Annotated in this window: 29 protein-coding genes, 1 pseudogene and 1 riboswitch; of the genes and pseudogenes, 16 read left to right on the top strand and 14 right to left on the bottom strand. The window is 73.5% G+C overall.

Annotated elements, in window-relative coordinates:
• Positions 1-6 precede the first annotated feature (6 nt).
• Positions 7-849 carry a hypothetical protein gene (locus OG900_37870; GenBank protein WUH95368.1) on the bottom strand — a complete coding sequence of 281 codons (843 nt, stop codon included), beginning with the start codon at positions 847-849 and terminating at the stop codon, positions 7-9.
• Between the two features lie 68 nt (positions 850-917).
• Here OG900_37870 and OG900_37865 point away from each other — a divergent pair, with 68 nt between their 5' ends.
• On the top strand, positions 918-1094 hold the full coding sequence (locus OG900_37865) for a hypothetical protein (protein ID WUH95367.1): 177 nt from the start codon (positions 918-920) through the stop codon (positions 1092-1094).
• A 314-nt stretch (positions 1095-1408) separates the two neighbouring features.
• On the opposite strand, the gene OG900_37860 is transcribed toward OG900_37865, so the two are convergent.
• From OG900_37860 to OG900_37830, 7 genes are all read right to left on the bottom strand, one after another.
• Positions 1409-2146 carry an urease accessory protein UreD gene (locus OG900_37860; protein ID WUH95366.1) on the bottom strand — a complete coding sequence of 246 codons (738 nt, stop codon included), beginning with the start codon at positions 2144-2146 and terminating at the stop codon, positions 1409-1411.
• Complete coding sequence (gene ureG, locus OG900_37855; protein ID WUH95365.1) at positions 2143-2826, bottom strand: urease accessory protein UreG; 684 nt, start codon at positions 2824-2826, stop codon at positions 2143-2145. The genes OG900_37860 and ureG overlap by 4 nt, the downstream gene beginning before the upstream one ends.
• Positions 2827-2841: 15 nt before the next feature.
• A complete protein-coding gene (locus OG900_37850; GenBank protein WUH95364.1) occupies positions 2842-3651 on the bottom strand; it encodes an urease accessory protein UreF in 810 nt (269 codons plus the stop codon).
• 11 nt (positions 3652-3662) lie between these two features.
• Positions 3663-5384, bottom strand: a complete 1722-nt coding sequence (locus OG900_37845; protein WUH95363.1) for an urease subunit alpha — start codon at positions 5382-5384, stop codon at positions 3663-3665.
• Positions 5377-5688 carry an urease subunit beta gene (locus OG900_37840; GenBank protein ID WUH95362.1) on the bottom strand — a complete coding sequence of 104 codons (312 nt, stop codon included), beginning with the start codon at positions 5686-5688 and terminating at the stop codon, positions 5377-5379. Before OG900_37840 ends, OG900_37845 begins: the two co-directional genes overlap by 8 nt.
• 9 nt (positions 5689-5697) lie before the next feature.
• Positions 5698-6000, bottom strand: a complete 303-nt coding sequence (locus tag OG900_37835; protein ID WUH95361.1) for an urease subunit gamma — start codon at positions 5998-6000, stop codon at positions 5698-5700.
• A 106-nt stretch (positions 6001-6106) separates the two neighbouring features.
• Positions 6107-6397, bottom strand: coding sequence for a type II toxin-antitoxin system Phd/YefM family antitoxin (locus tag OG900_37830; protein ID WUH95360.1), 291 nt, complete (start codon positions 6395-6397; stop codon positions 6107-6109).
• Between the two features lie 59 nt (positions 6398-6456).
• Between OG900_37830 and OG900_37825 the strand changes: the two genes are divergently transcribed.
• The 3 genes from OG900_37825 (at position 6457) to OG900_37815 (ending at position 8440) form a co-directional block, all read left to right on the top strand.
• Positions 6457-7092, top strand: a complete 636-nt coding sequence (locus OG900_37825) for an ATP-dependent Clp protease proteolytic subunit (protein WUH95359.1) — start codon at positions 6457-6459, stop codon at positions 7090-7092.
• Between the two features lie 6 nt (positions 7093-7098).
• Entirely contained in the window at positions 7099-7419 is a 321-nt protein-coding gene (locus OG900_37820) for a hypothetical protein (protein ID WUH95358.1), read from the top strand.
• Positions 7420-7751: 332 nt separating this feature from the next.
• Positions 7752-7954: riboswitch (cyclic di-AMP (ydaO/yuaA leader) on the top strand.
• 3 nt (positions 7955-7957) lie between these two features.
• The gene (locus OG900_37815) at positions 7958-8440 is read left to right on the top strand and encodes an NlpC/P60 family protein (GenBank protein WUH95357.1); all 483 of its coding nucleotides are present in this window, start codon (positions 7958-7960) and stop codon (positions 8438-8440) included.
• A 144-nt stretch (positions 8441-8584) separates the two neighbouring features.
• Here OG900_37815 and OG900_37810 read toward each other — a convergent pair whose 3' ends face one another.
• Both OG900_37810 and OG900_37805 read right to left on the bottom strand, forming a co-directional pair.
• On the bottom strand, positions 8585-9694 hold the full coding sequence (locus OG900_37810; GenBank protein WUH95356.1) for a DUF1996 domain-containing protein: 1110 nt from the start codon (positions 9692-9694) through the stop codon (positions 8585-8587).
• A 343-nt stretch (positions 9695-10037) separates the two neighbouring features.
• Complete coding sequence (locus tag OG900_37805; GenBank protein WUH95355.1) at positions 10038-10466, bottom strand: ATP-binding protein; 429 nt, start codon at positions 10464-10466, stop codon at positions 10038-10040.
• Positions 10467-10744: 278 nt separating this feature from the next.
• Here OG900_37805 and OG900_37800 point away from each other — a divergent pair, with 278 nt between their 5' ends.
• Positions 10745-11629, top strand: a complete 885-nt coding sequence (locus OG900_37800; GenBank protein WUH95354.1) for a helix-turn-helix domain-containing protein — start codon at positions 10745-10747, stop codon at positions 11627-11629.
• A complete protein-coding gene (locus OG900_37795) occupies positions 11626-11877 on the top strand; it encodes a DUF397 domain-containing protein (protein WUH95353.1) in 252 nt (83 codons plus the stop codon). Before OG900_37800 ends, OG900_37795 begins: the two co-directional genes overlap by 4 nt.
• A gap of 476 nt (positions 11878-12353) precedes the next feature.
• Here OG900_37795 and OG900_37790 read toward each other — a convergent pair whose 3' ends face one another.
• Positions 12354-13520 carry an aminotransferase class I/II-fold pyridoxal phosphate-dependent enzyme gene (locus tag OG900_37790; protein ID WUH95352.1) on the bottom strand — a complete coding sequence of 389 codons (1167 nt, stop codon included), beginning with the start codon at positions 13518-13520 and terminating at the stop codon, positions 12354-12356.
• 170 nt (positions 13521-13690) lie between these two features.
• On the opposite strand from OG900_37790, the gene bioB reads away from it, so the two are divergent.
• The 3 genes and pseudogenes from bioB to bioD all read left to right on the top strand — a co-directional run bounded on the left by bioB (position 13691) and on the right by bioD (position 16988).
• Positions 13691-14863, top strand: a complete 1173-nt coding sequence (bioB, locus tag OG900_37785; GenBank protein ID WUH95351.1) for a biotin synthase BioB — start codon at positions 13691-13693, stop codon at positions 14861-14863.
• A complete protein-coding gene (locus OG900_37780; GenBank protein WUH95350.1) occupies positions 14856-16178 on the top strand; it encodes an adenosylmethionine--8-amino-7-oxononanoate transaminase in 1323 nt (440 codons plus the stop codon). Before bioB ends, OG900_37780 begins: the two co-directional genes overlap by 8 nt.
• 75 nt (positions 16179-16253) lie before the next feature.
• Positions 16254-16988: pseudogene (bioD, locus tag OG900_37775) on the top strand (dethiobiotin synthase).
• A 45-nt stretch (positions 16989-17033) separates the two neighbouring features.
• Here the strand turns inward: bioD and OG900_37770 are convergent.
• Positions 17034-17411 carry a fic family toxin-antitoxin system, toxin component gene (locus OG900_37770; GenBank protein WUH95349.1) on the bottom strand — a complete coding sequence of 126 codons (378 nt, stop codon included), beginning with the start codon at positions 17409-17411 and terminating at the stop codon, positions 17034-17036.
• Entirely contained in the window at positions 17408-17647 is a 240-nt protein-coding gene (locus OG900_37765; GenBank protein WUH95348.1) for an antitoxin, read from the bottom strand. The genes OG900_37770 and OG900_37765 overlap by 4 nt, the downstream gene beginning before the upstream one ends.
• 122 nt (positions 17648-17769) lie before the next feature.
• On the opposite strand from OG900_37765, the gene OG900_37760 reads away from it, so the two are divergent.
• The 3 genes from OG900_37760 to OG900_37750 all read left to right on the top strand — a co-directional run bounded on the left by OG900_37760 (position 17770) and on the right by OG900_37750 (position 20668).
• Complete coding sequence (locus tag OG900_37760) at positions 17770-18192, top strand: GNAT family N-acetyltransferase (protein ID WUH95347.1); 423 nt, start codon at positions 17770-17772, stop codon at positions 18190-18192.
• Between the two features lie 131 nt (positions 18193-18323).
• Complete coding sequence (locus OG900_37755) at positions 18324-19655, top strand: hemolysin family protein (protein WUH95346.1); 1332 nt, start codon at positions 18324-18326, stop codon at positions 19653-19655.
• Entirely contained in the window at positions 19652-20668 is a 1017-nt protein-coding gene (locus OG900_37750) for a hemolysin family protein (protein WUH95345.1), read from the top strand. The genes OG900_37755 and OG900_37750 overlap by 4 nt, the downstream gene beginning before the upstream one ends.
• Before the next feature lie 6 nt (positions 20669-20674).
• Here OG900_37750 and OG900_37745 read toward each other — a convergent pair whose 3' ends face one another.
• Complete coding sequence (locus OG900_37745; protein ID WUH95344.1) at positions 20675-21385, bottom strand: SDR family NAD(P)-dependent oxidoreductase; 711 nt, start codon at positions 21383-21385, stop codon at positions 20675-20677.
• 102 nt (positions 21386-21487) lie between these two features.
• Between OG900_37745 and OG900_37740 the strand changes: the two genes are divergently transcribed.
• The 4 genes from OG900_37740 to mug all read left to right on the top strand — a co-directional run bounded on the left by OG900_37740 (position 21488) and on the right by mug (position 25326).
• The gene (locus OG900_37740; GenBank protein ID WUH95343.1) at positions 21488-22318 is read left to right on the top strand and encodes a helix-turn-helix transcriptional regulator; all 831 of its coding nucleotides are present in this window, start codon (positions 21488-21490) and stop codon (positions 22316-22318) included.
• A gap of 48 nt (positions 22319-22366) precedes the next feature.
• Positions 22367-23173 carry an SGNH/GDSL hydrolase family protein gene (locus OG900_37735; GenBank protein WUH95342.1) on the top strand — a complete coding sequence of 269 codons (807 nt, stop codon included), beginning with the start codon at positions 22367-22369 and terminating at the stop codon, positions 23171-23173.
• Between the two features lie 168 nt (positions 23174-23341).
• Positions 23342-24775: an adenylosuccinate lyase gene (purB, locus tag OG900_37730; GenBank protein ID WUH95341.1), complete on the top strand. Its 1434-nt coding sequence runs from the start codon at positions 23342-23344 to the stop codon at positions 24773-24775.
• A complete protein-coding gene (gene mug, locus OG900_37725; protein ID WUH96070.1) occupies positions 24772-25326 on the top strand; it encodes a G/U mismatch-specific DNA glycosylase in 555 nt (184 codons plus the stop codon). The genes purB and mug overlap by 4 nt, the downstream gene beginning before the upstream one ends.
• The last annotated feature ends 63 nt before the right edge of the window (positions 25327-25389 follow it).

The raw sequence follows: 25389 nt of genomic DNA, 5'->3' as shown, positions 1-25389 counted from the left end.
CGGTTGTCACAGTGATGAGGTGCGAATCCTTTCCCCTGTGTGGCTGCTGTGAACAGGCCACGCGGGTGATTCTTCATCAAAGCGTGATTTCGCCGGGAAGTTGGCCTCGCCCGCATGGGTGACGGCGGCCTCGGCGAGCGCCGTGATGAACGGATGCGGGTCCGTGCCGTCCCCCGCCAGCTCCGGCTGGAAGAGCGTGGCCAGGTAGAAGGGGTGGCCGGGCAGCTCGGCGATCCTGGGCGCCCCCTCGTCGTCGTGCCCGGTGAAGCGCAGCCCGGACTCGGCCAGCCGCGGCAGCAGCGCGGGGACGGGACCGTAGGCGCACTGGAAGCGCTCGATGGTCTCCCGGCTGCCGAGCAGCCGCTCCGCGAGGCTGCCGGGCAGGGTGGTCAGCCGGCCCTCGTGGCCGGCGAGGGAGCAGGCCAGCGGCGCGATCAGCAGGTCGTCGGCCTCCCCGGGACCGCTCCGCGGATCCGCCTCCGCGTGGCGGGCGGCCGTCAGACCGCAGACGGTGCGGGCGAATTCCAGCAGCGCGTGCTGGAAGCCGCCGCAGGTGCCGAGGAAGGGGATACCGGTCTCGCGGGCCGTGCGCACCGCTTCGAGCGCGCCCGCCTCGCTGTGGTACGGGCTGCCGGGCAGCAGCCACACCGCGTCGAAACCCCGGACGGCGCCCGGTGATCGGGCGTCCTCGGTGGGAATCCAGTACGCGTCGAGCGGCAGCCCGTGGCGGCGCCTGAGCGCCGCGAGCAGGCCGGGCACGCGCTGGTGGGCGCGGACGGCCGGTGAGCGGTCGCCCACCAGCGCGATACTGGCGGTGGCGGTACGGGGCTTCGTCGTCATGGCGCTCATCGTGACCCTGGCGCCGACATCACGTCCAACGATTCATTCTGGTCACCACATCAGCGATACTGATCGTCGTGGACCCGCATCTGCTGCGCACCTTCACCGCGGTCGCCCGGCTGGGGTCCTTCTCCGCCGCCGGGTCCCTCGCGGTGGCGCTCACCGAGCCGCCTGCTGTCCACCGGGTGGAGCTTGTCGCCACCGGGGCCGCCACGAGCCTGGCGGCGGCCTTCGCGCCCGGGGCGCGCCGCTGAGGTTTCCGCTCCCACCTGCGGCCCGGCGGGGGCTTGTCGCGCAGTTCCCCGCGCCCCTGGGGCCCTGCCCCTCGCGGTACGTCCCTTGCCTGCGGCCCGGTGGGGCCTGTGCGCGCAGTTCCCCGCGCCCCTGGGTGGGTGCCACTTGCGGTGGCGTTCGCATCTTTCCCACCTCTTCGGCCGGGCGCGCAGTTCCCCGCGCCCCTTGTGGCCTGCGTCCTCCTACGCCCGGCGCTCGCCCCTGGCAGGGGCTCGCCTCTGCGCACGAGGGCACGCGTTTTTCAGGGGCGCGGGCAGCCGCACCGTGGAGGCCGTTACGGCACCTCGCAGAGCGCACGGGTCGTTTGGGTGAAGGTCGGGCGGGGGGATGTGGAGGTCAGGAGGAGGGCGGGGCCTGCCAGGGGGGTGAGGGAGGTCAGCGGGGGGAGGGGGAGGGCGGGGGGGAGGTCGGGCGGGGGGACGAGGAGGAGCTGGCTCAGGGTGCGGTGCCGGCCGAGAACGGCCGGCCCGTCCCAACCCGGCGCGGCCCCGGGCCCGAAGGCAAGCTCCTGGTCGAGCAGCGTACGACCGTCGTGCTCGACGGTGAGCCGACTCGAAAGACCCCCGGGGGCCTCACCGTGCCGCCCGAGCACCAGCTCCTCCCGCAGCACCAGCCGCGCCCCGGCGCCCAGCCGGACCCGCGTGTGCATGCGCAGGTCGCTGCCGCACGCGGCGATCACCGGTTCGGGCAGCCAGCACAGCTCCGCCCCGTCCGCGACGGTCAGCCGGACGTCGTAGAAGGCGGGACGCCCCGCGTGGTCCGGGAGCGAGACGGTGGCGGCGGCCGAGCCGACGGTGAGCCGGGCCCCGGCGGCGACGTCGACGTCGATACGCAGCCGGTCACCGCCGAGCGGCGCGCTCATGGCGCCGACGACGGTGACGCGGGCCCAGCCCTCGCGTGCGGCGCGGGTCCTGCGCAGGGCGAGCGGGCCCGCGCCCGCCAGCACCGGGAGGACCGTACGGCCGGCGCGGTCGCGTACCGCCCCGATGCGGGCGGCCGCGGTGACCGTCATGCGGTCCAGGCCGTCAGGCGCTCGCCGATCCACGCGGCGACGGGCGCGATGCCGTCGCCGCGGGTGACGGAGGTGAAGACCACCGGCAGGGATCCGCGCTGGGCGGCGGCGTCGCGCGCCATCCTTTCGAGGTCGGCGCCGACGTGCGGCGCCAGGTCGGTCTTGTTGACGACCAGCAGGTCGGCGGTGGTGACGCCGGGGCCGCCCTTGCGGGGGATGTCGTCGCCGCCGGCCACGTCGATCACGAAGATCTGCGCGTCGACCAGCCCCTTGGAGAAGGTCGCGGTGAGGTTGTCGCCGCCGGACTCGACGAGCACGAGGTCGAGCGGCCCGACGGCGTCCTCCAGGTCCTCGACGGCTTCGAGGTTCGCGGAGATGTCGTCGCGGATCGCGGTGTGCGGGCAGGCACCGGTCTCGACGCCGATGATCCGCTCGGGCGGCAGCACCGCGTTGCGCAGCAGGAATTCGGCGTCCTCGCGGGTGTAGATGTCGTTGGTGACCACCCCGATGGCGAGCCGGTCGCGCAGCGTCCGGCACAGCGCGGCGACCGTGGCGGTCTTGCCGGAGCCGACGGGTCCGCCGAGTCCGATCCGCAGGGCCCGGCGGCGGCCGTCGGGGCGCACCTCGGCGGAGGAGTGCGCATAGCGCTCGGGGAAGACCTCGGGGTGGTCACGGTGCATGTCGGGCTCCGTCGGTCAGGAGGCGAACAGCCGTACCGGCCATGCCGCGTGGTGCTCCGCGCTGATGTCGAGCAGCGGGGCGGAGGCGGCGGGCAGGGCGGTGGGGCCGTGGGTCAGGGCGTCGGCGGCGGCATCGGCGGCGGCGCGGGCGGTGGTGTCGATCTGCGGGGCGAGCCGGGCGAGGACCGCGGCGGCGTGGAAGGGGTCGAGGCTGAGCAGCCGGACCGCGGCGGTGGCCGGTCCCGCGACGGATTCGTACGCGGCCGCGTAGGCGGCGTCCAGTGGCCGCAGGCCCGCGGCCCGCGCGGTCAGGCCGAGCACGACCGGCTGGTGGGCGCCGCGCGGCCGGGCGGCGGCGAGCCGGTCGATCTCGTCGGACGGCCAGGTGGCGCGTGCCGCCCGCACGAGCTGCCGCCCGAGCCGCCGGGAGACCGTGCGCAAGGCCGCCGAGGGCGTGCGGGCGTCCGCGGCGTCGTCGAGCACGAGCGGGTCGAGCCCGGCGGTCGCCGCCGCGGCCAGTGCGGCGGCGACCAGTCCTGCGGTGTGCAGCCGCCCGCGGCAGAAGTCCGCGAGCCCCGCCGCGTCACGGACCCTTCCGTCCGCGACGGCCGCCTCGGCTCCCCCGGAGTGCGCGTGCCCCCCGGCAGGGAAGCGCCCGTCCGACAGCAGCAGGAGGGCGGCCAGCGCCCCGGAGCCGGCCGCGGGCGCCTCGTCCGCGCCGGCGCCCGTCCCGCAGTCACGGGCAGCCGCGGCCGTGCTCGGCCCGGCGTCCGGACCGGCGCCGAAGTGGCCGGCGTCGAGGACGCGTTCGGTGAGATCCGTCATCGTCCGGGCCCTCAGAAGAGGAAGTACCGCTGGGCCATGGGCAGTTCGGCCGCCGGGGCCGGTTCCACGACCTCGCCGTCGATGCGGACCGTGAAGGTGTCGGGGTCGACCTTGACGTCGGGCAGGGCGGTGTTCTCCCGCATGTCGGCCTTCGTGACCGCCCGGGTGTCGCCCGCCGCGGTGAAGTGCTTGCCGAGGCCGAGGCGTTCGGGCAGGTCGGCTTCGAGGGCCGACGGGCTCACGAAGTTGAGGGAGTTCGCGGCGGGCGCGGCGCCGATGGCGCCGAACATCGGTCGCGGAAGGACGGGTTGGGGGGTGGGGATGGAGGCGTTCGCGTCGCCCATCTGGGCGTAGGCGATCTGGCCGCCCTTGAGGACGAGGTCGGGCTTGACGCCGAAGAAGGCGGGGTTCCACAGGACGAGGTCCGCGAGTTTGCCCGGCTCGACGGAGCCGATCTCGTGGTCGAGGCCCTGGGCGACGGCCGGGTTGATGGTGTATTTCGCGACGTACCGCCGCGCCCGGTGGTTGTCGGCGGCGCCGTCGCCGGGCAGTGCGCCGCGGCGGCGCTTCATCACGTGAGCGGTCTGCCAGGTGCGCAGCGCGATCTCGCCTATCCGGCCCATGGCCTGCGAGTCGGAGCTGATGATGCTGATCGCGCCGAGGTCGTGCAGGACGTCCTCGGCGGCGATGGTGGACGGCCGGATGCGGGACTCGGCGAAGGCGAGGTCTTCAGGTACGGCCGGGTTGAGGTGGTGGCAGACCATCAGCATGTCGAGGTGCTCCTCGACGGTGTTGACGGTGTGCGGCCGGGTGGGGTTGGTGGACGACGGCAGCACGTTGGGGTGCGAGACGACGCTGATGATGTCGGGCGCGTGCCCGCCGCCCGCGCCTTCGGTGTGGTAGGCGTGGACGCCGCGGCCCGCGATGGCGGCCAGGGTGTCCTCGACGAAGCCCGCTTCGTTCAGCGTGTCGGTGTGCAGGGCGAGTTGCGCCCCGGTCTGCTCGCACACCGTGAGGCACGCGTCGATCGCGGCGGGCGTCGCGCCCCAGTCCTCGTGGATCTTGAAGCCGAGTGCCCCGGCCCGCAACTGGGCGTGCAGGGCGGCCGGGTTGACGGTGTTGCCCTTGCCGAGCAGCCCGACATTGACCGGATACGCCTCCAGCGCGGCGAACATCCGCGCCAGGTGCCAGCCGCCCGGCGTGATGGTGGTGGCCTTGGTGCCCTCGGCGGGGCCCGTGCCGCCGCCGAGCACGGTGGTCACGCCGGAGGCCAGGGCCTCGTCCATCAGCGTCGGCGAGATGAAGTGGACGTGGGCGTCGATGGTCCCCGCGGTGAGGATCCTGCCGTTGCCGGCGATGACCTCGGTCTCCGGGCCGATGACCAGGTCGGGGTGGACGCCGTCCATGGTGTCGGGATTGCCGGCCTTGCCCAGCGCGGTGATCCGGCCGTCCCGCAGGCCGACGTCGGCCTTGACGATGCCCCAGTGGTCCAGGACGACCGCCCCGGTGATCACTGTGTCGGGCGCGCCCTCGGCGCGGGTGGCGCGGCCCTGGCCCATGGACTCGCGGATGACCTTGCCGCCGCCGAAGACGGCTTCGTCCCCGGCGAGGTCCGGGCCGCCCGCGAGGTCGCGTTCGACCTCGATCAGCAGGTCGGTGTCGGCGAGCCGGATGCGGTCGCCGGTGGTGGGGCCGTACAGGTCGGCGTAGACGGGGCGGGTCAGCTCAGCCATCGAGGGCTCCCCCGGTCTCGCCGCGCAGGCCCGCGACCACCCGGGCGCCGGCGATCGGCACCAGTTCGACTTCCGCGGGGATGCCGGGCTCGAAGCGTACGGCGGTGCCCGCGGCGATGTTCAGCCGCTGCCCGCGGGCGGCGGCGCGGTCGAAGCTCAGGCCGGGGTTGGCTTCGGCGAAGTGGTAATGGGAGCCGACCTGCACCGGGCGGTCGGCGGTGTTGACCACCGCGATCGTGGTCACCGGACGGCCGGTGTTGAGTACGACCGGCGCGTCGGCGTGGACGATTTCTCCGGGAATCATGCCGCCCCCTCAGACGATCGGCTCGTGGACGGTGACGAGCTTGGTGCCGTCGGGAAAAGTCGCCTCGACCTGGACGTCGTGGATCATCTCGGGGATGCCCTCCATGACGTCGTCGCGGGTCAGGACGCCGCGGCCGGACTCCATGAGCTCGGCGACGCTGCGGCCGTCGCGGGCGCCCTCCAGGATGTGGGCGGTGATCAGCGCGACGGACTCGGGGTGGTTCAGCCGCAGGCCGCGGGCGCGCCGCCGCTCTGCCACGTCTGCCGCGACATGGATGAGCAGGCGTTCCTGCTCATGGGGGGTCAATCGCACAGCCGCACCTCACAGTCTCGTGCCTGGGCCGTGAGATTAGTTCGGCGGCGTTTCGCCCGCGTTAACGGCTGTTACGGGCGTCGGTCGCGCTGCGCCGGAAGGGCCGTCACCGGCGGCGGTCGCCCGCGTCCGGCCCGCGGTGCTCGGCGGCGATGCCGAACCTGCGGCGTTCGCCCGTGGCGGACGCCCGGGTGCCCACGGTGGACACCGTGCTGACCACCTGCTCCTCGGCCTGCTCGTCGAGCTGGCGCAGTCGTTGCAGGTCAGCGGCGGAGACCAGGGCGACGAGCGGCTTGCCGTGCCGGGTCAGCACCACCTGTTCGCCGCCGTAGACCACGCGGTTGATGAGGTCGGCGAGCTCCGCACGCGCTTGTGTCACCGGGACGTCATGGGTCATGCTCCCCATCATAACGAGATGTACGTCCTGTACATTTTGAACGTAAGGAGGTGCTTGCCATGTTCCGACCGACCGCCCGCTACGTGCTGCCGGAGTTCACCGAGCGCAGCAGCAACGGCGTCCGCACCATGGATCCGTACTCCAAGCTGCTCCAGGAGCGGATCGTCTTCCTGGGCACCCCGATCGACGACACCTCGGCCAACGACGTGATGGCCCAGCTCATCCACTTGGAGAGCGCTTCCCCGGACCAGGACATCCACCTGTACGTCAACTCCCCCGGCGGCTCCTTCTCCGCGATGACCGCGATCTACGACACGATGCAGTTCGTCACCTGCGACGTCGCGACCGTGTGCATCGGGCAGGCGGCGTCGGCGGCCGCGGTGCTGCTGGCGGCGGGCGCCCCGGGCAAGCGCATGATCACCCCGGGGGCGCGGATCCTGATCCACCAGCCGTCGCTGGGCGACGTGGTGCAGGGCGACGTGTCCGACCTGGAGATCCAGGCCAACGAACTCCTCCGCACCCGCGAGCGGTTGGAGACGCTGCTGACCCGCCACACCGGCCAGGACGTCGACCGGATCCGCACCGACATCGAACGCGACAAGGTCTTCGACGCCGAATCCGCCGTCGCCTACGGCCTGGTGGACCGGCTGACCACCAGCCGCAAGGCCAACGGCCCCGCCTACGGCCTGCGGTGAGGCCCCGTGGTGCCGGAGATTCCGCCGCTGCCGGCGCTCACCCGCTCCGAGGGCGAGCTGATCGACTGCTATCTGGAGGTCGTTGACCTGCTCGGCCGGATCAACCCGTCGCGCACGACGGACACCTACGCGGCCCTGCGGGCCGCCCAGGCGCTGGTGGGCAGGGCGGTGGCGCTGCGGGAGGCGCTGACGGTGATGCATATGCGCGGCGAGACGGATCTTCACCACGCCACGCTGGGGCGGGCACTGCGGGTGCTCGACGGCGAACGCCGGTCGTCGCTGGCGGCGGTGCCGCCCGAGCCGGGGACGCCGCCGGCCGCGCGGTGATCGAGCGGGGTCGGCCGGACGGGGCCGGCGGCCGTTCTCGTCACTCAGCGGTGCGGCCGACCCCGATTCGGCCGAACATCGGTTCAGCCCGTTGGCGGATCGGCAACCCGGCGCCGACCGGCGGCGCGGTTGCGTGCCCGTTTGCCGCCGGTCGGCAAGCGCGCAGGTCACAAGGGCTGCCGAAAGCGCGAACCACCCGAAAGGCCCAGCGCCGTCACCCGGCCGGTAGCAATGTGACGAGACTCACACCTGGCGTTTCCCGGCAGGTGCCGGCGTGCGGCGTGCGTCACGATCCGTGGTGACGACAAGCCCCCGCCGCCGTGGCTGGGCGGTCCGCGCGGAAGCCGAATCCCGTCGGCGTGCGGATGCCAGGTCGACACGAGTGCAACGGCGGGAGCGGAGGACCCAGGCACGACGGGACGGACCCGGAGCACGTACGGGCCGCCTCTTGGGGTGAAGCCGCTGCATGCGGCCGGGCATCTTCGCCTGCTCGAACCCGACAGGTCATCCTTCGCAGGCTGACGACGAAGGGTTGCGCATGACCGCGCCTATCGCATTGTCCGCACGGCTGTCCCGGATCGGGGCCGCGTCCGTGCTCACCGCCGCGGCAGTGACCGCACCGGTGCTGCTGCCGGGCGCCGCACAGCAGGCGGGAGCCGCCACCACACTGGCCGCGAAGGCCCTCGGTGTGGCGGCCTCCAAGCAGGGTTCGCCCTACCAGTGGGGCGCGACCGGCCCCAACCGCTTCGACTGCTCGGGCCTGACGCTGTATTCGTTCGGGCAGGCGGGAAGGAAGCTGCCGCGCACCGCCGCGGCCCAGTACGGCAGCACCATGCACATCACGGCGTCCGCACGCCGGGTGGGCGACCTGGTGTTCTTCCACTCCGGTTCGTCGAGGTCCTCGGTCTACCACGTGGGGATCTACGCGGGCGGCGGCGAGATCTGGCACGCGCCGAGGACCGGCGCGCGGGTCAGGCTGGAGCACATCTGGACCAGGAGTGTGTGGTACGGCCGGGTGTGACCCCGGCCGGCGCGCCGGTGCCCCCCTGCGCCGATGCGCCGGTGCGCGGCCCGAGGCGAAGGCGGGCGCGCGCACCGGATGACCTGGGAGAGCGCTCTCCCAGAGGGGTCGAGAGAACCCGCCCGGGAGAGCGCCCAGGGCGGGTCAGTGGACGAGCTGGTAGTTGCTGTCGAGTACGGCACCCTTGCCGGGCTGCGACTGGTCGTAGCCGTGCGCGTCGCACTGCAGGCCGCCGTTGACGCAGTGGGCGACCATCGCGGCCTGGGTCGCGGTGTCCCAGTCGGCGAAGAAGTCGTAGTGGAAGGAGAAGCCCGCGCCGCTGGACAGGTGCACCTGCGACGTGTTGCCGTTGACCGGCCAGGCCATCTTGAACTCGATCATCGGCAGCGCGACCGGGTGGTCGGCCGGGCAGACGTTCTGGTTCGCCCCTGTGGCGACCGGGTAGGCCATGTGGCTCTTGTGGTCAGGGGTGTCCAGGTGGATGCCGTCCCAGCAACTGGGCGCCTGGAGGCGGATGTTCAGCTGCGTGTCGGGGGTGTTGGGGCAGCTCACCGGGATGTCCCAGTTGTGGTAGCTGGTCCCACACTCCCAACCCTCGACGGTGCCCTTGAGGTTCTTGAACTCGTCCTGGGTCTGCACCGGGCTGCCGACCACGAACCGCAGGCCCTTGGGGAACGGCCGCACCGAGGTGTAGTCGTTGACCGACGACTTGTAGTAGATCGTCTGCGGTCCGACGGGCAGGATCTTCTGGGTGCCGTTGAGCAGACTCGGCATCCAGTAGGCCGACTTGTCGCCCGGCGCCAGGCACGCCGTCCCGCCGGCCGCGTCCAGCGAGGCCGTCGTGGAGCCGGCGTTGGTGCTGGTGTTGCCCATGAAGGTGTGGTCGTGGGACTTGCCGGGCTGGCCCGGGTAGACGATCGGGTCGTCGGGGGCGGTGTGGTCCGGCGCGCACTTGGCCTGGAACTCGTGGAAGTACGCGTGCGGCGGGTCGTACGTCGAGGGCGTCACGCCGGTCACCGGCGGGTTGGCCATGATGTAGCCGTCACCGTCCGGATCGTCGCCGGACGTCTGGTTCGACACCGCCATGCCCGGCATCTCCGCCATCGCCTGCCCGGCCGCCGCCGGCGCCTTCCGCGGGACCGCGGCAGCCGGCGTGTTCGCCGACGCGTTCGCGGTCAGCAGCGCGCCGCCGCCGACCGTGACCAGCGCGAGGGCGACGAGCAGCCCGGGGATCTTTCTCGGCCTCCGTGGCATGGAAACCTCCTCTGTGCGCGGTGGGGGATGTAATGGGCATGACAGCCCACACGCCGGGATGCGCGGCCCCGGCCCTCCTGAGGGATTCGGGAGAGCGCTCTCCCGCGCTCGGATGTTCCGCCCCCACTACGGATGTGTCAACAGTTGGTGAAGTGACGTGAACGGCCTGGCCGTCGACTCCTGCCGCCCGGACACCCGCCGACCTGCACCGCGTTCGAGTGTGAGGATTCCGTGAAGGCTTCCTGTTTCCGCGTACGGCCCATCCCAGACCGGCCTCCGGACCGCCCTGCGACGGCCGCCGACCGGCGCCACCCGCCCGCCGTCCGGCCGCCAGGCCCGCTGCTCAGCCGACCGGGACCGCCCACGGCAGCATGATCCACACGGTCTTGCCCCCGTCGTCGGTCGGCGTGACCTGGAGGCTGCCGCCGGACTCCGCGGCGAGGTGCCGGACGATCACCATCCCGCGGCCGTTGTCCTGCTGCACCGCCGCGACCTCCTGCCGCGGCCAGCGCGGGTGGCTGTCGGTGACGCCGATGTGCAGCTGCTCGGACCGTTCGAGCCGTACGTCGACGGTGAAGGTCGGCGACAGCCCCGAGGTGTGCAGGACCGCGTTGGTGGCCAGCTCCGACACGATGAGGCGTACGGCGTCGACGGCCGGCGCCCCGGCCGGCAGCCCCCACTCGGCGAGCACACCGCACACATAGCGCCTGGCCGTCGTCACCGACGCCGGGTCGCTCGGCAGGGTGACGGATGCTTCCTGAAGATCTGCCATGGCGACGCTTCCCTTTCCCGCCGTGACCTGGCTCCGGTGCGCACCTGCGCCGGAGCGGGACGGCCGGGAATTGGGCCGCCGCGCTTACGTCGGGTTCGCGCCAGAATGACACTCATCGTGCCGCCAATACGGGCGTTCCACAGGTGTCTGCATATATCTGTCGCTCAAAACGGTGAACTCTGCTACGTGAGAGCGCATTTGGTCGGCACACTGTCGTATCGGGTGAATAGGGCGGCGTGCGGGGCGGCATGCCGAACACCGAGGAGGAGCGAGAAACGATGGAAAGAGTGCCTGCCGTACGCAGGCGCAGACTCGGGGCCGAGCTGCGCCGGCTGCGTGATCTCGCCGGACTGACCAGCGGCGAGGCCGCGGACCGGGCCGGCTGGAACCAGTCGAAGGTCAGCCGGATCGAGACCGGCCGCAGCAGCGTGCGGGCCGAGGACGTCAACCTGCTGCTCGACGTCTACGCGGTACGCGACCGCGACGTCCGCGACCTGCTGCGCACGCTGGCGGGCTACGGCCACCAGCGCGGCTGGTGGCACGACTTCCGCGAGGTGCTGCCGGTCGAATACCGCGACTTCATCAGCCTGGAGACAGGGGCGTGCCGGGCCAGGTCCATGGAGACCAGCGTGGTGCCAGGGTTGCTCCAGACCCCGGCCTACGCGCACGCGCTGACCGTGGACGTCATGCCGCACCTCGGGCGGCGCGAGGTGGACGCGTTGGTGGACGTGCGCATCGCCCGGCAGGCGGTGCTGCACCAGGACCCGCCGCTGGAACTGACCGCGGTGCTCGATGAGGCGGTGCTGCGCCGCGAGGTCGGCGGCGCCGAGGTGATGGCCGGTCAGCTGCGGAGCCTGGCCGAGGCCGCCGAGCTCCCGCAGGTGTCCCTGCATGTGCTGCCATTTGCCGCGGGCGGGCACATAGGGGTGACCGGGTCTTTCATCATCTTCTCCTTTCCGCGCATTGCTGATCTGGATGTGGTTGTTCTTGACCATCTGACGAGTAGTCTCTGTGTCGATCGGAAAGAGGACATCACCGCTTACGCCGCCGCGTTCGCCCGATTGCGTGATCGTGCGCTTCCCTGTGCGGAATCGGCTGCGATGATCGCTGGAATCGGTTCCGAGTTCTCGCGGATGCCGCGGCCCAAGAAGGAGGCACTATGACCGCGCTGTCCCCGTCCCCGTCGCCGTCCCGGCACATTTCATCCAGTACGACGCTCGTGGGCGTGGCCTGGCTGCGCAGTAGCCACAGCACCGCGGCGAACAACTGTGTGGAGGCCGCCGCGTTGCCCTCCGGGCGGGTCGCGGTTCGCGACTCCAAGGACGTCGCGGGTCCCGCGCTGCTCTTCCCCACGGCCGCGTGGACCTCCTTCGTCCACGCCCTCGCGGACGGAGCCCTGCGATCCCTCTGAGGGGTTCCCCCTCCCCTGCCTTGCCCTGCCGGCGAGCTGCGGGACCCTCCCCCGGTGGGGTGGGTCGCGCAGTTCCCCGCCACTCCCTGCGGGGTGCTGTTACGGACTCCACACGTGCGCTGTGTGGGTGGCCGGCCGCGCAGTTCCCCGCGCCCCTGGGTGGGTGCCACTTGCGGTGGCGTTGCTCACCCGCGGCCCGGTGGTGGGCTTTTCGCGCAGTTCCCCGCGCCCCTGATGCCCTGCCCCTTGCGGTGCGCTGCCTGCCTGCGGCCGCGTGGGGACTGAGCGCGCCGTTCCCCGCGCCCCTGAAAAACGCGTGCCCCCTGCGCAGAGCCCAGCCCCTGCCAGGGGCCAACGCCCTGGGCCCAGGAGGACGCGGGCCCAAAGGGGCGCGGGGAACTGCGCGACAAGCCCCCACCGGGCCGCAGGCAGGCAACGCACCGCAGGGGGCAGCGCCCCGGGGCGCCCGGGGGGTGCTAGGTCGGGCGTGGGGCGGAGGCGATGATCGTGGCCGCCGACGCGGCGATCTGCCCGTCGGTCAGGTTGGCGTTGGCGGTCACGCGGAGGCGGGAGATGCCGTCCGGGACGGACGGGGGGCGGAAGCAGCCGACGGCCAGGCCCGCGGAGCGGCACGCGGCGGCCCAGGCGACTGCCGCGGCGGGCGACGGGGCGCGGACGGAGACGACGCAGGCGTCGGGCGCGGTCGCGTCGAGGCCGGCCTCGGTGAACAGCCGGTGGAAGGTGCGGGCCGCGGCGAGGGCGCGGGCCGGCCGGCCGGGGTCGCGGCGCAGGAGGCGCAGTGCGCCCAGAGCGGCGCCGGCCGCGGCGGGGGCCAGGCCGGTGTCGAAGATGAAGGTGCGGGCCGCGTTGACCAGGTGGTCGATGACCGCGGCCGGGCCGAGGACGACACCGCCCTGGGCGCCGAGCGACTTGGAGAGGGTCGCCGTGCACACCACGTCGGGCGCCCCGGCGAGGCCGGCCGCGTGCAGGGCGCCGCGGCCGCCGTCGCCGAGGACGCCGAGGCCGTGGGCGTCGTCGACCAGGAGTGCGGCGCCGCTGTCGCGGGCGGCGGCGGCGAGTTCGGCGAGCGGGGCCGCGTCGCCGTCGACGGAGAAGACCGAGTCGCTGACGACGACCGCCCGTCCGGTGTGCCCGGCGAGCGCCTTGCGCACGGCCTCGGGGTCGGCGTGCGGCACGACCTCGGTGCGGGCCCTCGACAGCCGGCAGCCGTCGATGAGCGAGGCGTGGTTGGCGGCGTCGGAGACCAGCAGGGTGCCCTGGGCGGTGAGCGCGGTGACGGCCGCGAGGTTGGCGGCGTAGCCGGACGCCATCACCAGTGCGGCTTCGAAGCCGGTGAAGTCGGCGATCTCCGCTTCGAGTTCGGCGTGCAGCGCGGTGCTGCCGGTGACCAGCCGGGAGCCGGTGGCGCCGGCGCCCCAGATCAGGCACGCGTCGGCGCCGGCCCTGGTGACCTCGGGGTGGCGGCTCAGGCCGAGGTAGTCGTTGCCCGCGAGGTCGGTCAGCGGCGACTGCGCGGGCCTGGGGCGCAGTTCGCGGTGCAGTCCGGCGGCGGCGCGTACGGCGGTGTGCTCCGCGATCCACCCGAAGGGGTCGTGCGGTGCGGCGGGCGGTGTGCTGTTCACTGCGGTCCCCGGGGGTCGTGGCGGTCGGGCGGCGGGCGGGCCGACCGCGTCCACCTGCAACGTATAGGCCCGCAATCGTGCACAGGGTGTGGTGATGCACACACCACGGGCCACCGCTGTTGTGCGGTCCGTCATTGGCCGCGGGGCGTCCGGTAGGCGAGGATCCCTCCATGGATCTGCTGACCGCACTGGTGGACAAGGGGCTGCGGCGCGAGCTGCCCAGCCGTGAAGAGGCGCTGGCCGTACTGGCGAGCTCCGACGATGACCTGCTGGACGTGGTGGCCGCGGCGGGCCGCGTGCGCCGCCACTGGTTCGGCCGCAGGGTGAAGTTGAACTACCTGGTCAATCTCAAGTCGGGGCTGTGTCCCGAGGACTGCTCCTACTGCTCGCAGCGGCTCGGGTCGCAGGCGGGCATCCTGAAGTACACGTGGCTCAAGCCCGACCAGGCGGCCGCCGCGGCGAGCGCCGGGGTGGCGGGCGGCGCCAAGCGGGTCTGCCTGGTGGCCAGCGGGCGCGGCCCGACCGACCGGGACGTGGACCGGGTCTCGGAGACCATCGCGGCGATCAAGGACCAGAACGAGGGCGTCGAGGTGTGCGCGTGCCTGGGGCTGCTGTCCGGCGGCCAGGCCGACCGGCTGCGGGCGGCGGGCGCGGACGCGTACAACCACAACCTCAACACCTCGGAGGGCACCTACGGTTCGATCACCACCACCCATACGTACGCCGATCGGGTGGACACCGTGCAGCAGGCGCAGGCGGCGGGTCTTTCCGCGTGCTCCGGGCTGATCGCGGGCATGGGTGAGACCGACGAGGACCTGGTGGACGTGGTCTTCGGGCTGCGCGGGCTGGACCCCGACTCGGTGCCGGTGAATTTCCTGATCCCCTTCGAGGGCACCCCGCTGGCGAAGGAGTGGAATCTCACCCCGCAGCGGTGCCTGCGGATCCTGGCGATGGTCAGGTTCGTCTGCCCGGACGTGGAGGTGCGGCTCGCGGGCGGCCGCGAGGTGCACCTGCGGACGATGCAGCCGCTGGCGCTGCACCTGGCCAACTCGATCTTCCTGGGCGACTACCTGACCAGCGAGGGCCAGGCGGGCCAGGCCGACCTCGACATGATCGCGGACGCGGGCTTCGAGGTGGAGGGCGCGGACACAGTGACGCTGCCGGCGCACCGGGGGGCCGGGGTGTGCGGTACGGACGGGGGCGGTTGCGGCGGCGGGGGCGCCTGCCACGACGACGCGGACACCGGGGCCGTACCGGCGGCGCGTACGGACCAGGTCGCGCGTACGGACCTGGTCGCGGTGCGCCGCCGCGGTGCGGGAACGGATCTGCCGCCCAATGCCTGAGCCCTACGCGGCGGCCGCCCCGCTGCCGCCGGACGTGCTGCTCGGCCTCGACCGGCAGCACGTCTGGCATCCGTACGGCCCGATGCCCGGCCGCCAGGAGCCGCTGGTGGTCGAGTCGGCGTCGGGGGTGCGGCTGCGGCTGGCGGCGCCGGCGCAGGGGCGTACCGAGCTGGTCGACGGGATGTCGTCGTGGTGGTCCGCGATCCACGGCTACCGGCACCCGGTGCTGGACGCGGCGGCGCGCGACCAGCTGGGCCGGATGAGCCATGTGATGTTCGGCGGGCTGACGCACGAGCCGGCCGTCCGCCTGGCGGCCCGGCTGGTGGAGATCACGCCGGAGCCGCTGCGGCATGTCTTCCTGGCCGACTCGGGTTCGGTGTCGGTGGAGGTCGCGGTCAAGATGTGCCTGCAGTTCTGGCGCTCGCTCGGCCGGCCGGCCAAGCGGCGGCTGCTGACCTGGCGCGGCGGCTACCACGGCGACACCTGGCAGCCGATGTCGGTGTGCGACCCGGACGGCGGCATGCACCAGCTGTGGTCGGGGGTGCTGCCTGAACAGGTCTTCGCCGACGCGCCGCCGCCCGGCTTCGACGCCGACCCCGACCCGCGGTACGCGGCGCATCTGCGGGAGCTGATCGGCCGGCACGCCGCCGAGCTGGCCGCGGTGGTCGTGGAGCCGGTCGTGCAGGGCGCGGGCGGTATGTCCTTCCACTCCCCCGGGTATCTGCGGGTGCTGCGGGAGGCGTGCGACGAGCACGACGTGCTGCTGGTCTTCGACGAGATCGCCACCGGCTTCGGGCGTACGGGCGAGCTGTTCGCGGCCGGGCACGCCGGGGTCAGCCCGGATGTGATGTGTGTCGGCAAGGCGCTGACCGGCGGGTATCTGACGATGGCGGCCGCGCTGTGCACCAGCCGGGTCGCCGAGGGGATCTCCCGCGGCGAGGTGCCGGTGCTCGCGCACGGGCCGACCTTCATGGGCAATCCGCTGGCCGCGGCCGTCGCCAACGCGTCGCTCGACGTGCTGCTCGGCCAGGACTGGGCTCTGGAGGTCAAGCGGATCGAGGCCGGGCTGCGGGACGGCCTGGCGGAGGTCGCCCCGCTTCCGGGGGTGCGCGACGTGCGGGTGCTCGGCGCGATCGGCGTGGTCCAGCTCGACCGCCCCGTGGACATGGCGGCGGCGACCGCGGCCGCGGTGCGGGCCGGGGTGTGGCTGCGGCCCTTCCGCGACCTGGTCTACACGATGCCGCCGTATGTGACCGGGGACGAGGACCTGGCGCGGATCTGCGCCGGCGTCAGGGACGCCGCGCTGGCTGCGTGAGCGCGGCAGGGATGGGCATGGTTCCCGGGGCGCCCTGCGCGGCGGGCACGCACGACGACGAGGAACGGAGCGACACCTATGGCCATCGTGGTCATCACCGGTACGGGCACCGAGGTCGGCAAGACGATGGCGACCGCCGCGGTGGCCGCCGCGTCCCTGGCGCAGGGGCTGAGCGTGGCGGTGCTCAAGCCCGCGCAGACCGGGGTCGCCGAGGGCGAGCCGGGTGACGCGGCCGAGGTGGCCCGGCTGGCCGGCCCGGTGACGGCGGTGGAGCTGGCCCGCTATCCCGAGCCGCTGGCGCCGGCCACCGCCGCCGCGCGGTCCGGGCTGCCGACGCTCGGCCCGGACGAGATCGCCGAGGCCGCCGCGAAGCTCGCGGCGGTCCACGACGTGGTGCTGGTGGAGGGCGCGGGCGGGCTGCTGGTGCGCTACGACGCGAAGGGCTCGACGCTGGCGGACGCGGCCCGGATGCTGCGGGCCAGGGTGCTGCTGGTGGCGCCGCCGGGGCTGGGCACGCTCAACGGCGGGGCGCTGACGGCGGAGGCGCTGGAGAGCCGGAAGATCAGCTGCGCCGGGGTGATCTTCGGCAGCTGGCGCGGCGACCCCGACCTCGCGGAGCGCTGCAACATCACCGACCTGCCGGAGATCGTGGGGGCGCCGCTGCTCGGCGCGCTGCCGCAGGCGGTGGCGGCGCTGTCCCCGGCCGCCTTCCGTGCCACGGCGCCGGACTGGCTGGCGCCGCAGCTGGGCGGTACGTGGGACGCGGCGGCCTTCGCGGCGGCCTACGCACCGCCGGCGTACGGCGGGTAGGTCCCGGCCTGGCTACGGGTCCTGGTGGCGGCTGCCGGCCGCGGGTCAGGCGGTGACGGTCCAGGCGCGCAGCTCCTCGGCGATGCGGTGGACGCTCACCGTGCCGTCCTTGACCAGCCGGGCCAGGTCGCGGACCTGTTCGGGTGTGGTGGTGACGTACAGGCCGCCGGCCACCAGGTAGGCGTAGGCGACGGCACTGGCGAAGAGCGCGTTGGAGCGCTCCAGGGCGGGGACGTGCAGCAGCAGCTGGAGCAGGGCGGCGGCGCGGGTGTGGTCGTCGGCGTAGACGGGCAGGCCGAATATCTCGGCGTCGTGCCGGGCGACCGCGGCCACCAGGGCGCCCCAGTCGGTGACCTGGGGGTCGCCGGGGGTGTTGTGCTCGGCGACCATGAGCAGCCAGGCCAGATCGATGCGCAGGCTCAACGGGTGCCTTCACCCCGGTTTTCCTCCCGGGTGCCGAATTCCTCGGCGAAGACCTCCTCGTACTGCCTCATGAAGTCGGCCGCGGCCTGGACGAAGGCCCGACCGTTCTCGCCTTCGTCCCGCTGGACCAGTTCCTCGATGTAGCGGTTCACGCTGATGCCGCGCTGCGAGGCGCGCTCCCGTGCGGTCTCGGCGGTGGCTTCGTCCACCCGCACGTTCAACTGGGTCTTCGCCATGCCTCCAAGCTAGCGCCGATCCGCTAGTAGCGGCAAGGGCGCTGCCCGCGGGCGGAGCGTCCGGCCGTCTCGTATCGCGGAATTCCGGGCTGCGGGCGGCGGGGCGGTGGTGGGATGCGGGCATGACCAGTCCTCCCATCAGGGCGGCGGGGCCCGCCGACGCCGCCGCCGTCCTGGCCTTCTGGCGGGTGGCCGCCGAGGGCACCAGCATCAGCGACGACGAGGCCGGCTTCGCCCGGCTGGTCGGCACGGACCCGGGTGCGCTGCTGCTCGCCGAGCGCGACGGCGAGCTGGTGGGCACGGTGATCGCCGGCTTCGACGGCTGGCGGTGCCACCTCTACCGGCTGGCCGTGCACCCCGGCGCCCGGCGCCAGGGTGTGGCGCGGGCGCTGCTGGACGCGGCGGAGGCGCGTTTCGCCGTGCTGGGCGGCCGCCGGGGCGACGCGATGGTGCTGGAGCGCAACGAGCGGGCGCAGCACGCCTGGCGGGCCGCGGGTTACGCGCCCGAGCCGCAGTGGCGGCGCTGGACGAAGCCGCTGCGCTGAGGCCCGGCGGGCATCGCCGGACGGCCCTTGGGCCCGGGTGCCCGGGGCTGATCGGATTCCGTATGGCCGACGATGGCGCGTACTGCGTGCGGGTGGACGGCGGCTGACGGAACATGGGACCGAGGTGTCCGATGACCGAAGCGCTGCTCCTGCTCGTGGCCCTGCTCCTCAGTCTCGCCTGCGGCGTCTTCGTCGCGGCGGAGTTCTCGCTGACCACGATCGAGCGCGGTGAGCTGGAGCGGGCCGCCGAGCGCGGTGAGCGGGGGGCCGCGGCGGCGCTGGCCGGGGTGCGGTCGCTGACGATCCAGCTGTCGGGCGCGCAGCTGGGCATCACGGTGACCGGGCTGATCATCGGCATGCTGTCCCGCGGGTCGATCGCCGAACTGCTGCGCGGGCCGCTGCGCTCGGCAGGAGTGCCGTCGTCCACGGTGTCGCCGCTCGCGCTGGTGCTGGGTACGGGGCTGTCCACGGTCGTGCTGATGGTGGTCGGCGAGCTGGTGCCGAAGAACTGGGCGATCTCCCGGCCGCTGCCGGTCGCCAAGGCCGTCGCGGCGCCGCAGCGCACCTTCACCGCGGCCTTCGGGCCGCTGATCCACCATCTGAACAACACCGCGAACCGGGTGCTGCGGCGCATGGGCCTGGAGCCGGCCGAGGAGCTGGCGTCGGCCCGCGGCCCGCAGGAGCTGGCGGCGATGGCCCGGCATTCGGCGCAGGCCGGCACCCTGGAGCCGGACTCCGCGGAACTGTTCGTCCGCACCCTGAGCCTGGCCGACCTGACCGCGGAGAACGTGATGACGCCCCGGGTCCAGGTGACCGCGCTGGAGGCGCTGGCGACCGCCGCCGACGTGGCGAACGCCACCCGGGCCACCGGACTGTCCCGCTTCCCGGTCTACCGCGGCACCCTCGACGCGGTGATCGGCACCGTGCACATCAAGGACGTGCTGGCGGTGCCTGCCGACCGGCGCGCCCGCACCCCCGTGACGCGACTGCTGCGGGACGCGCTGCTGGTGCCCGAGTCGCTGACGGTGGACCGGCTGCTCGACCAGCTGTCGGAGTCGCGGTCGATGGCGGTGGTCATCGACGAATACGGCGGTACGGCGGGTGTGGCGACGCTGGAGGACATCGTCGAGGAGGTCGTCGGCGAGGTCACCGACGAGCACGACCCGCAGCAGCCGCCCGACCTGCTCTTCGTGAGGGAGGAGCCGGACGGCCGGCGGTTCTACGACGCGGACGGCGCGACCCGTACCGAGGACCAGCTGCGGCGGATCGGCCTGCAGGTGCCCGACGGGCCGTACGAGACGCTGGCGGGGCTGATCGCTGAGCGGCTCGGCCGGATCCCGGTGACCGGCGACGCCGTGCGGCTCGCGGGCTGGCTGGTCGAGGTCACCGACGACGCGGGGCACCGGGCGGCGCGGGTGCGGCTGGTGTCGCCGCCGGCCGGGCGGCGGGAGCCGCACGCATGACCGTGGTCCAGTTGCTCGTCGGGCTGCTCACCCTGGTGGTGAACGCCTTCTTCGTCGGCGCCGAATTCGCGATGATCTCGGTGCGGCGCGGCCAGGTCGAGGCGGGAGCGGAGGCGGGCGACCACCGGGCCGGGCGGGTGCTGTGGGGCCTTGAGCACCTGGCGCCGCTGCTGGCCGCGGCCCAGCTCGGCATCACCGCCTGCACCCTGGTGCTCGGCATCGTCGCGGAGCCGGCCATCGCCCATCTGCTGGAGCCGGTGCTGCACGGGGTGGGCCTGCCCGACGGGGCGATCCATGTGATCGCTTTCGTGGTGTCGCTGGCGCTGGCGACGTATCTGCACATGCTCTTCGGCGAGATGGTGCCGAAGAACGTCGCGCTGGCCGACCCGGTGCGCTTCGCGCTGCTGCTGGGGCCGCCGCTGGTGGCCTTCACCCGGGCGCTGAAGCCGGTGATCTTCGGGATCAACGCGCTGGCGAACGGGCTGCTGCGGCTGCTGCGGGTCGAGCCGCGCACCGAGGTGGCCGCGGTCTTCTCCGACGACGAGCTGGCGCGGATGGTCGGGGACGCCGGCGCCGCCGGGCTGCTCGACGAGCGGGCCGCCGAGCGGCTGCGGGACGCGCTGGAGCTGGGCCGCCGCCCGGTCGGCGAGATCGTGCTGCCGGCCGACCGGGTCGTACGCGCCCCGCTGGGCATCACCCCGGGGGGCCTTGAGGCGCTGGCGGCCAGCTCGGGTTTCTCGCGCTTCCCGGTGGCGGACGGGGACGGGCGCGTGCTGGGCTATCTGCACGTGAAGGACGCCCTGGACGCGGAGCCGCGCGAGGCCGCCTTCCCCCGTACGGCGCTGCGGCCCGTCACCCGGGTCGGCGCGGCGACCCCGCTGGACGACGTCCTCACCGCGATGCGGGCGGCCAGCGCGCATCTGGCGGCGGTGGTGGACGCCGACGGGCGCGGGGTGGGCCTGGTCACCATGGAGGACGTGCTCAAGCAGCTGGTCGGGCCCGGCCCCGCGTAGGGCGGGTCACCAGGGCAGGGCGCCCTCGGCGGTGAAGTAGCCGCCGGTCGGTCCTTCGGGGCCGAGCTGCGCCATCCGTACGATGATCTCGGCGCCCTCCTCGACGGTCTGGACGCCGGTGTTGCCGTTCAGGTCGGTCCTGGTGAAGCCGGGCTCCACCGCGTTGATCCGGAAGCCGGGGAAGGCCTTGGCGTATTGCACGGTGAGCATGTTCACCGCGGTCTTGGACGCCGGGTAGGCGACGCCCGGGTAGTCGTACGCGTGGGTGCCGGGGGCGGAGAGCAGGGTGAGCGAGGCCAGGCCGCTGCTGACGTTGACCACGACGGGGGCCGCGGAGCGCCGCAGCAGCGGCAGGAAGGCGTGGGTGACGCGGACCGTGCCGAAGACGTTCGTCTCGAAGGTCGCGCGCATCATGTCGGCCGTCAGGTCCGCAGCGCCGGCCACGGTGCCGTCGGCGGCCATCTCGCGCTGGATGCCGGCGTTGTTGACCAGTACGTCGAGGCCGCCGTCCGCCTCGATCGCCTTCGCCGCGGCCGCCACCGACGCGTCGTCGGTGACGTCGAGCAGGACCGCCCGCGCACCCAGCCGCTCGGCGGCCAGCCGGCCGCGCTCTGCGTCCCGGCTGCCGAGGTAGACGGTGTGGCCCGCGGCCACCAGGCGGCGGGCGGTCTCGTGGCCGAGGCCCTTGTTCGCTCCGGTGATCAGTGTCGTTGTCATGCCTCCAGGCTGGCGCCGCCGTCTGCGGGCGGCCAGGCCCCTGGGCTTCCTGGGACCGGCAGTACCAGGACGGGCGGCAGGCGGCGGTGCGAGAGTGGTGTCATGGCGACCACGGATTTCGGGCACATGCTGCGACGCTGGCGGGACCGGGTCGCGCCGGAGACGGCGGGGCTGACGGTCGGCGGCCACCGGCGCGCGGCCGGGCTGCGCCGCGAGGAGCTGGCGCTGCTCGCCGGGATCTCGGTGGACTACATCACCCGGCTCGAACAGGGCCGCTCGGCCAATCCCTCGGAGCAGGTCGTGGAGGCGCTGGGCCGGGCGCTGCGGCTGTCGGGGGCCGAGCGCGAGCAGCTCTTCCACGCCGCCGGCCTCGTGCCGCCGGGCCGGGGCACGGTGCCCGCCTTCATCCCGGCGAGCGTGCAGCGCCTGCTGGACCGGCTGTCGGGGACGCCGGTCGCGGTCTCGGACGCGGCCTGGACGCTGCTGCTGGCCAATCCGCTGTTCACGGCGCTGATGGGCGAGTTCCACGGCAGGGAGCGCAACGCGGTGTGGCGTACCTTCCTCGGCTCGTCCACCCGTACCGTCCACACGGACGAGACCCTCGCCTCACTGCGGATCTCGCAGGTCGCCGGGCTGCGCGCGACCGCCGCGCGCTATCCGGCGGACCAGCGGCTGCGGCGGCTGATCGCGGAGCTGCGGGCGGGCAGCGAGCTGTTCGCGCGGCTGTGGGACTCCCGTGCGGTCTCCGAGCACGACGGGTCGCACAAGACGGTCGACCACCCGCAGCTGGGTGTGCTGACCCTGGACTGCGACCTGCTGCACGTCGAGGGCAGCGATCTGCGGATCATGGTCTACACGGCGGAGCCCGGCACCCAGGACGCCGAGCGGCTGGCGCTGCTCGGCGTGCTCGGCACCCAGACGCTCGTCGGTTAGGGCGTGCCCGCCCGGCGCCGGCAGGCCTGCGGATAGGATCGCCGGGCGATGGAGAACGATCTCACCTACACCAGTTTCGTCGCCGTCGGCGACTCCTTCACCGAGGGAATGTCGGACCTGCTGGCCGACGGCAGCTACCGCGGATGGGCCGATCTGCTCGCCGCGCGGCTGGCCGCGCTGCCCGGCTCGGGGGACGGCTTCAGGTACGCGAACCTCGCGGTGCGCGGCAAGCTGATCCGGCAGATCGCCGAGGACCAGGTGGACGCCGCCGCGGCCATGGGCGCGGACCTGGTCACGCTGGTCGGCGGCCTCAACGACGTGCTGCGGCCCGGCTGCGACGTGGACGCGGTGTGCGCGCACCTGGAGAGCGCTGCGGCCCGCCTGGCGCCGTCCTGCCGGCAGCTGGTGCTGATGCGCAGCCCGGCCCGCCGCGGCCCGGTCGCGACGCGGTTCCTGCCGCGTATGGAGCAGCTGTTCGCTCATCTCGACGACCTGGCGGAGCGGCACGGCGCGATCGTGGTGGACCTCTACGGCGCCGAGGTGCTCGGCGACCGGCGGATGTGGGCCGACGACCGGCTGCACCTGACCGCGGAAGGCCACGAGCGGGTCGCCGAGGCGGTCTGGCAGGCGCTCGGCCTGCCCGCGGAGGCGGACTGGGCGCTCCCGCTGCCGCCCGCGGTCCTCCCCGGCTGGGCCGCCCGCCGCACCGCCGACCTGCGCTTCACCCGCCGCCACCTGCTGCCGTGGATCGGCCGCAGGCTGACCGGCCGCTCCTCGGGCGACGGCCGCCCGGCCAAACGCCCGGACCTGCTGCCCTACGAAGCGGACCCGGTGCCCTACGAGGTGGGCGGCTGACCCGGCGCGACCACCGCCATCCCCCTTGCCCGGCAGTCGTCGTACCGCCACTCGCAGGCGTCCCACGGACCGCGTGGCGTGAGGTCGGGCGCCCGGCCCCTGACCAGGGCTCCCGCGTGCGGTGCGGACGCCACGGACCCCCGTGGACGCCCGGTAAGATCTGCACACGTGACATCCAAGCCGCGTATCCCGAACGTCCTCGCCGGTCGCTATGCCTCCACCGAGCTGGCCGCCCTGTGGTCCCCCGAGCAGAAGGTGGTGCTGGAACGCCGGCTGTGGCTGGCGGTGCTGCGGGCGCAGAAGGACCTCGGGATCGACGTGCCCGAGCAGGCCGTCGCCGACTACGAGCGGGTCCTCGAAGAGGTCGACCTGGCCTCGATCGCTGAGCGCGAGAAGGTCACCCGGCACGATGTGAAGGCCAGGATCGAGGAGTTCAACGCGCTCGCCGGGCACGAGCAGATCCACAAGGGCATGACCTCCCGCGACCTGACCGAGAATGTCGAGCAGCTGCAGATCCGGCTCTCGCTCGACCACGTGCGGGACCGCACGGTCGCCGTTCTGGCCCGGCTGGGGCAGCTGGCGGGGCAGTATGCCGAGCTGGTGATGGCCGGGCGCTCGCACAATGTGGCGGCGCAGGCCACCACACTGGGCAAGCGGTTCGCGACGGCGGCCGACGAGCTGCTGGTGGCGTACGAGCGGGTCGAGGACCTGCTGGGCCGCTATCCGCTGCGCGGCATCAAGGGCCCGGTCGGCACCGCGCAGGACATGCTGGACCTGCTGGGCGGCGACAGCGACAAGCTCGCCGAGCTTGAGCAGCGGATCGCCGCGCACCTGGGCTTCTCGCGGGCCTTCACCTCGGTCGGCCAGGTCTACCCCCGCTCGCTGGACTACGACGTGGTGACCGCGCTGGTGCAGCTCGCGGCGGCCCCGTCGTCGCTGGCCAAGACGATCCGGCTGATGGCCGGGCACGAGCTGGTCACCGAGGGCTTCAAACCGGGCCAGGTCGGCTCGTCGGCGATGCCGCACAAGATGAACACCCGCTCCTGCGAGCGGGTCAACGGGCTGATGGTCATCCTGCGCGGCTACGCCTCGATGACCGGCGAGCTCGCCGGCGACCAGTGGAACGAGGGCGACGTGTCGTGCTCGGTGGTGCGCAGGGTCGCGCTGCCCGACGCCTTCTTCGCCTTCGACGGCCTGCTGGAGACCTTCCTGACGGTGCTGGACGAATTCGGCGCCTTCCCCGCGGTCGTGGCGCGCGAGCTGGACCGCTACCTGCCGTTCCTGGCGACGACGAAGGTGCTGATGGGCGCGGTGCGCGCCGGGGTCGGCCGGGAGATCGCCCACGAGGCGATCAAGGAGAACGCGGTGGCGTCCGCGCTGGCGATGCGCGAGCAGGGCACCGAGCGCAACGAGCTGCTCGACCGGCTCGCGGCCGACGAGCGGATCCCGCTGGACCGCGCGCAGCTGGACGCGCTGATGGCCGACCGGCTGTCCTTCACCGGCGCCGCGGCCGGGCAGGTCGTCGAGGTGGTGCGGCGGATCGAGGACGTCGCCAAGGCGCACCCGCAGGCGGCCGCGTACCGCCCGGGGGCGATCCTCTGACGCCCGAACAGCTGACGGCGGCCCGTGACCGCAGGCTCGACGACCTGCTCACGGGCGGCCTGCGGGTGGTCTTCTGCGGGATCAACCCGGGCCTGATGTCGGCGTGGACGGGCCATCACTTCGCCCGTCCCGGCAACCGGTTCTGGCCGGCGCTGCACGTCTCGGGCTTCACCCCGCGGCGCTTCGCACCGGCCGAGCAGGAGCAGCTGCTGGGCCTCGGGCTGGGGGTGACCAACGTGGCCGCGCGGGCCACCGCACGGGCCGACGAGCTGAGCACCGAGGAGCTGGTCGAGGGCGGCCGGCTGCTCACCGCGAAGATCGCCCTGCACCGGCCCGCGTGGCTGGCGATCCTCGGCGTGACCGCCTACCGGGTGGCCTTCGCGGACAAGCACGCGCAGGTCGGCCCGCAGCAGCGCACGCTCGGCGCGACCAGGATCTGGGCGCTGCCCAGCCCCAGCGGCCTCAACGCCCACTGGACGCCCGCGGCGCTCGCCGAGGAATTCGGCAGGCTGCGCTCGGCCGCCTTCGGACCGCCCAGGCAGGGCGGCTGACAGCACGTCTGTACGGCCGGTGGCGGCCGGCCGGCGGGGACCGCGCCGGCGCAGCACAAACGT

The sequence above is a fragment of the Streptomyces sp. NBC_00433 genome, assembly GCA_036015235.1.
Classification (GTDB): domain Bacteria; phylum Actinomycetota; class Actinomycetes; order Streptomycetales; family Streptomycetaceae; genus Actinacidiphila.
Note: the sequence above shows the minus strand (reverse complement) of the source record. Positions and strands in the feature narration are given on the sequence as shown.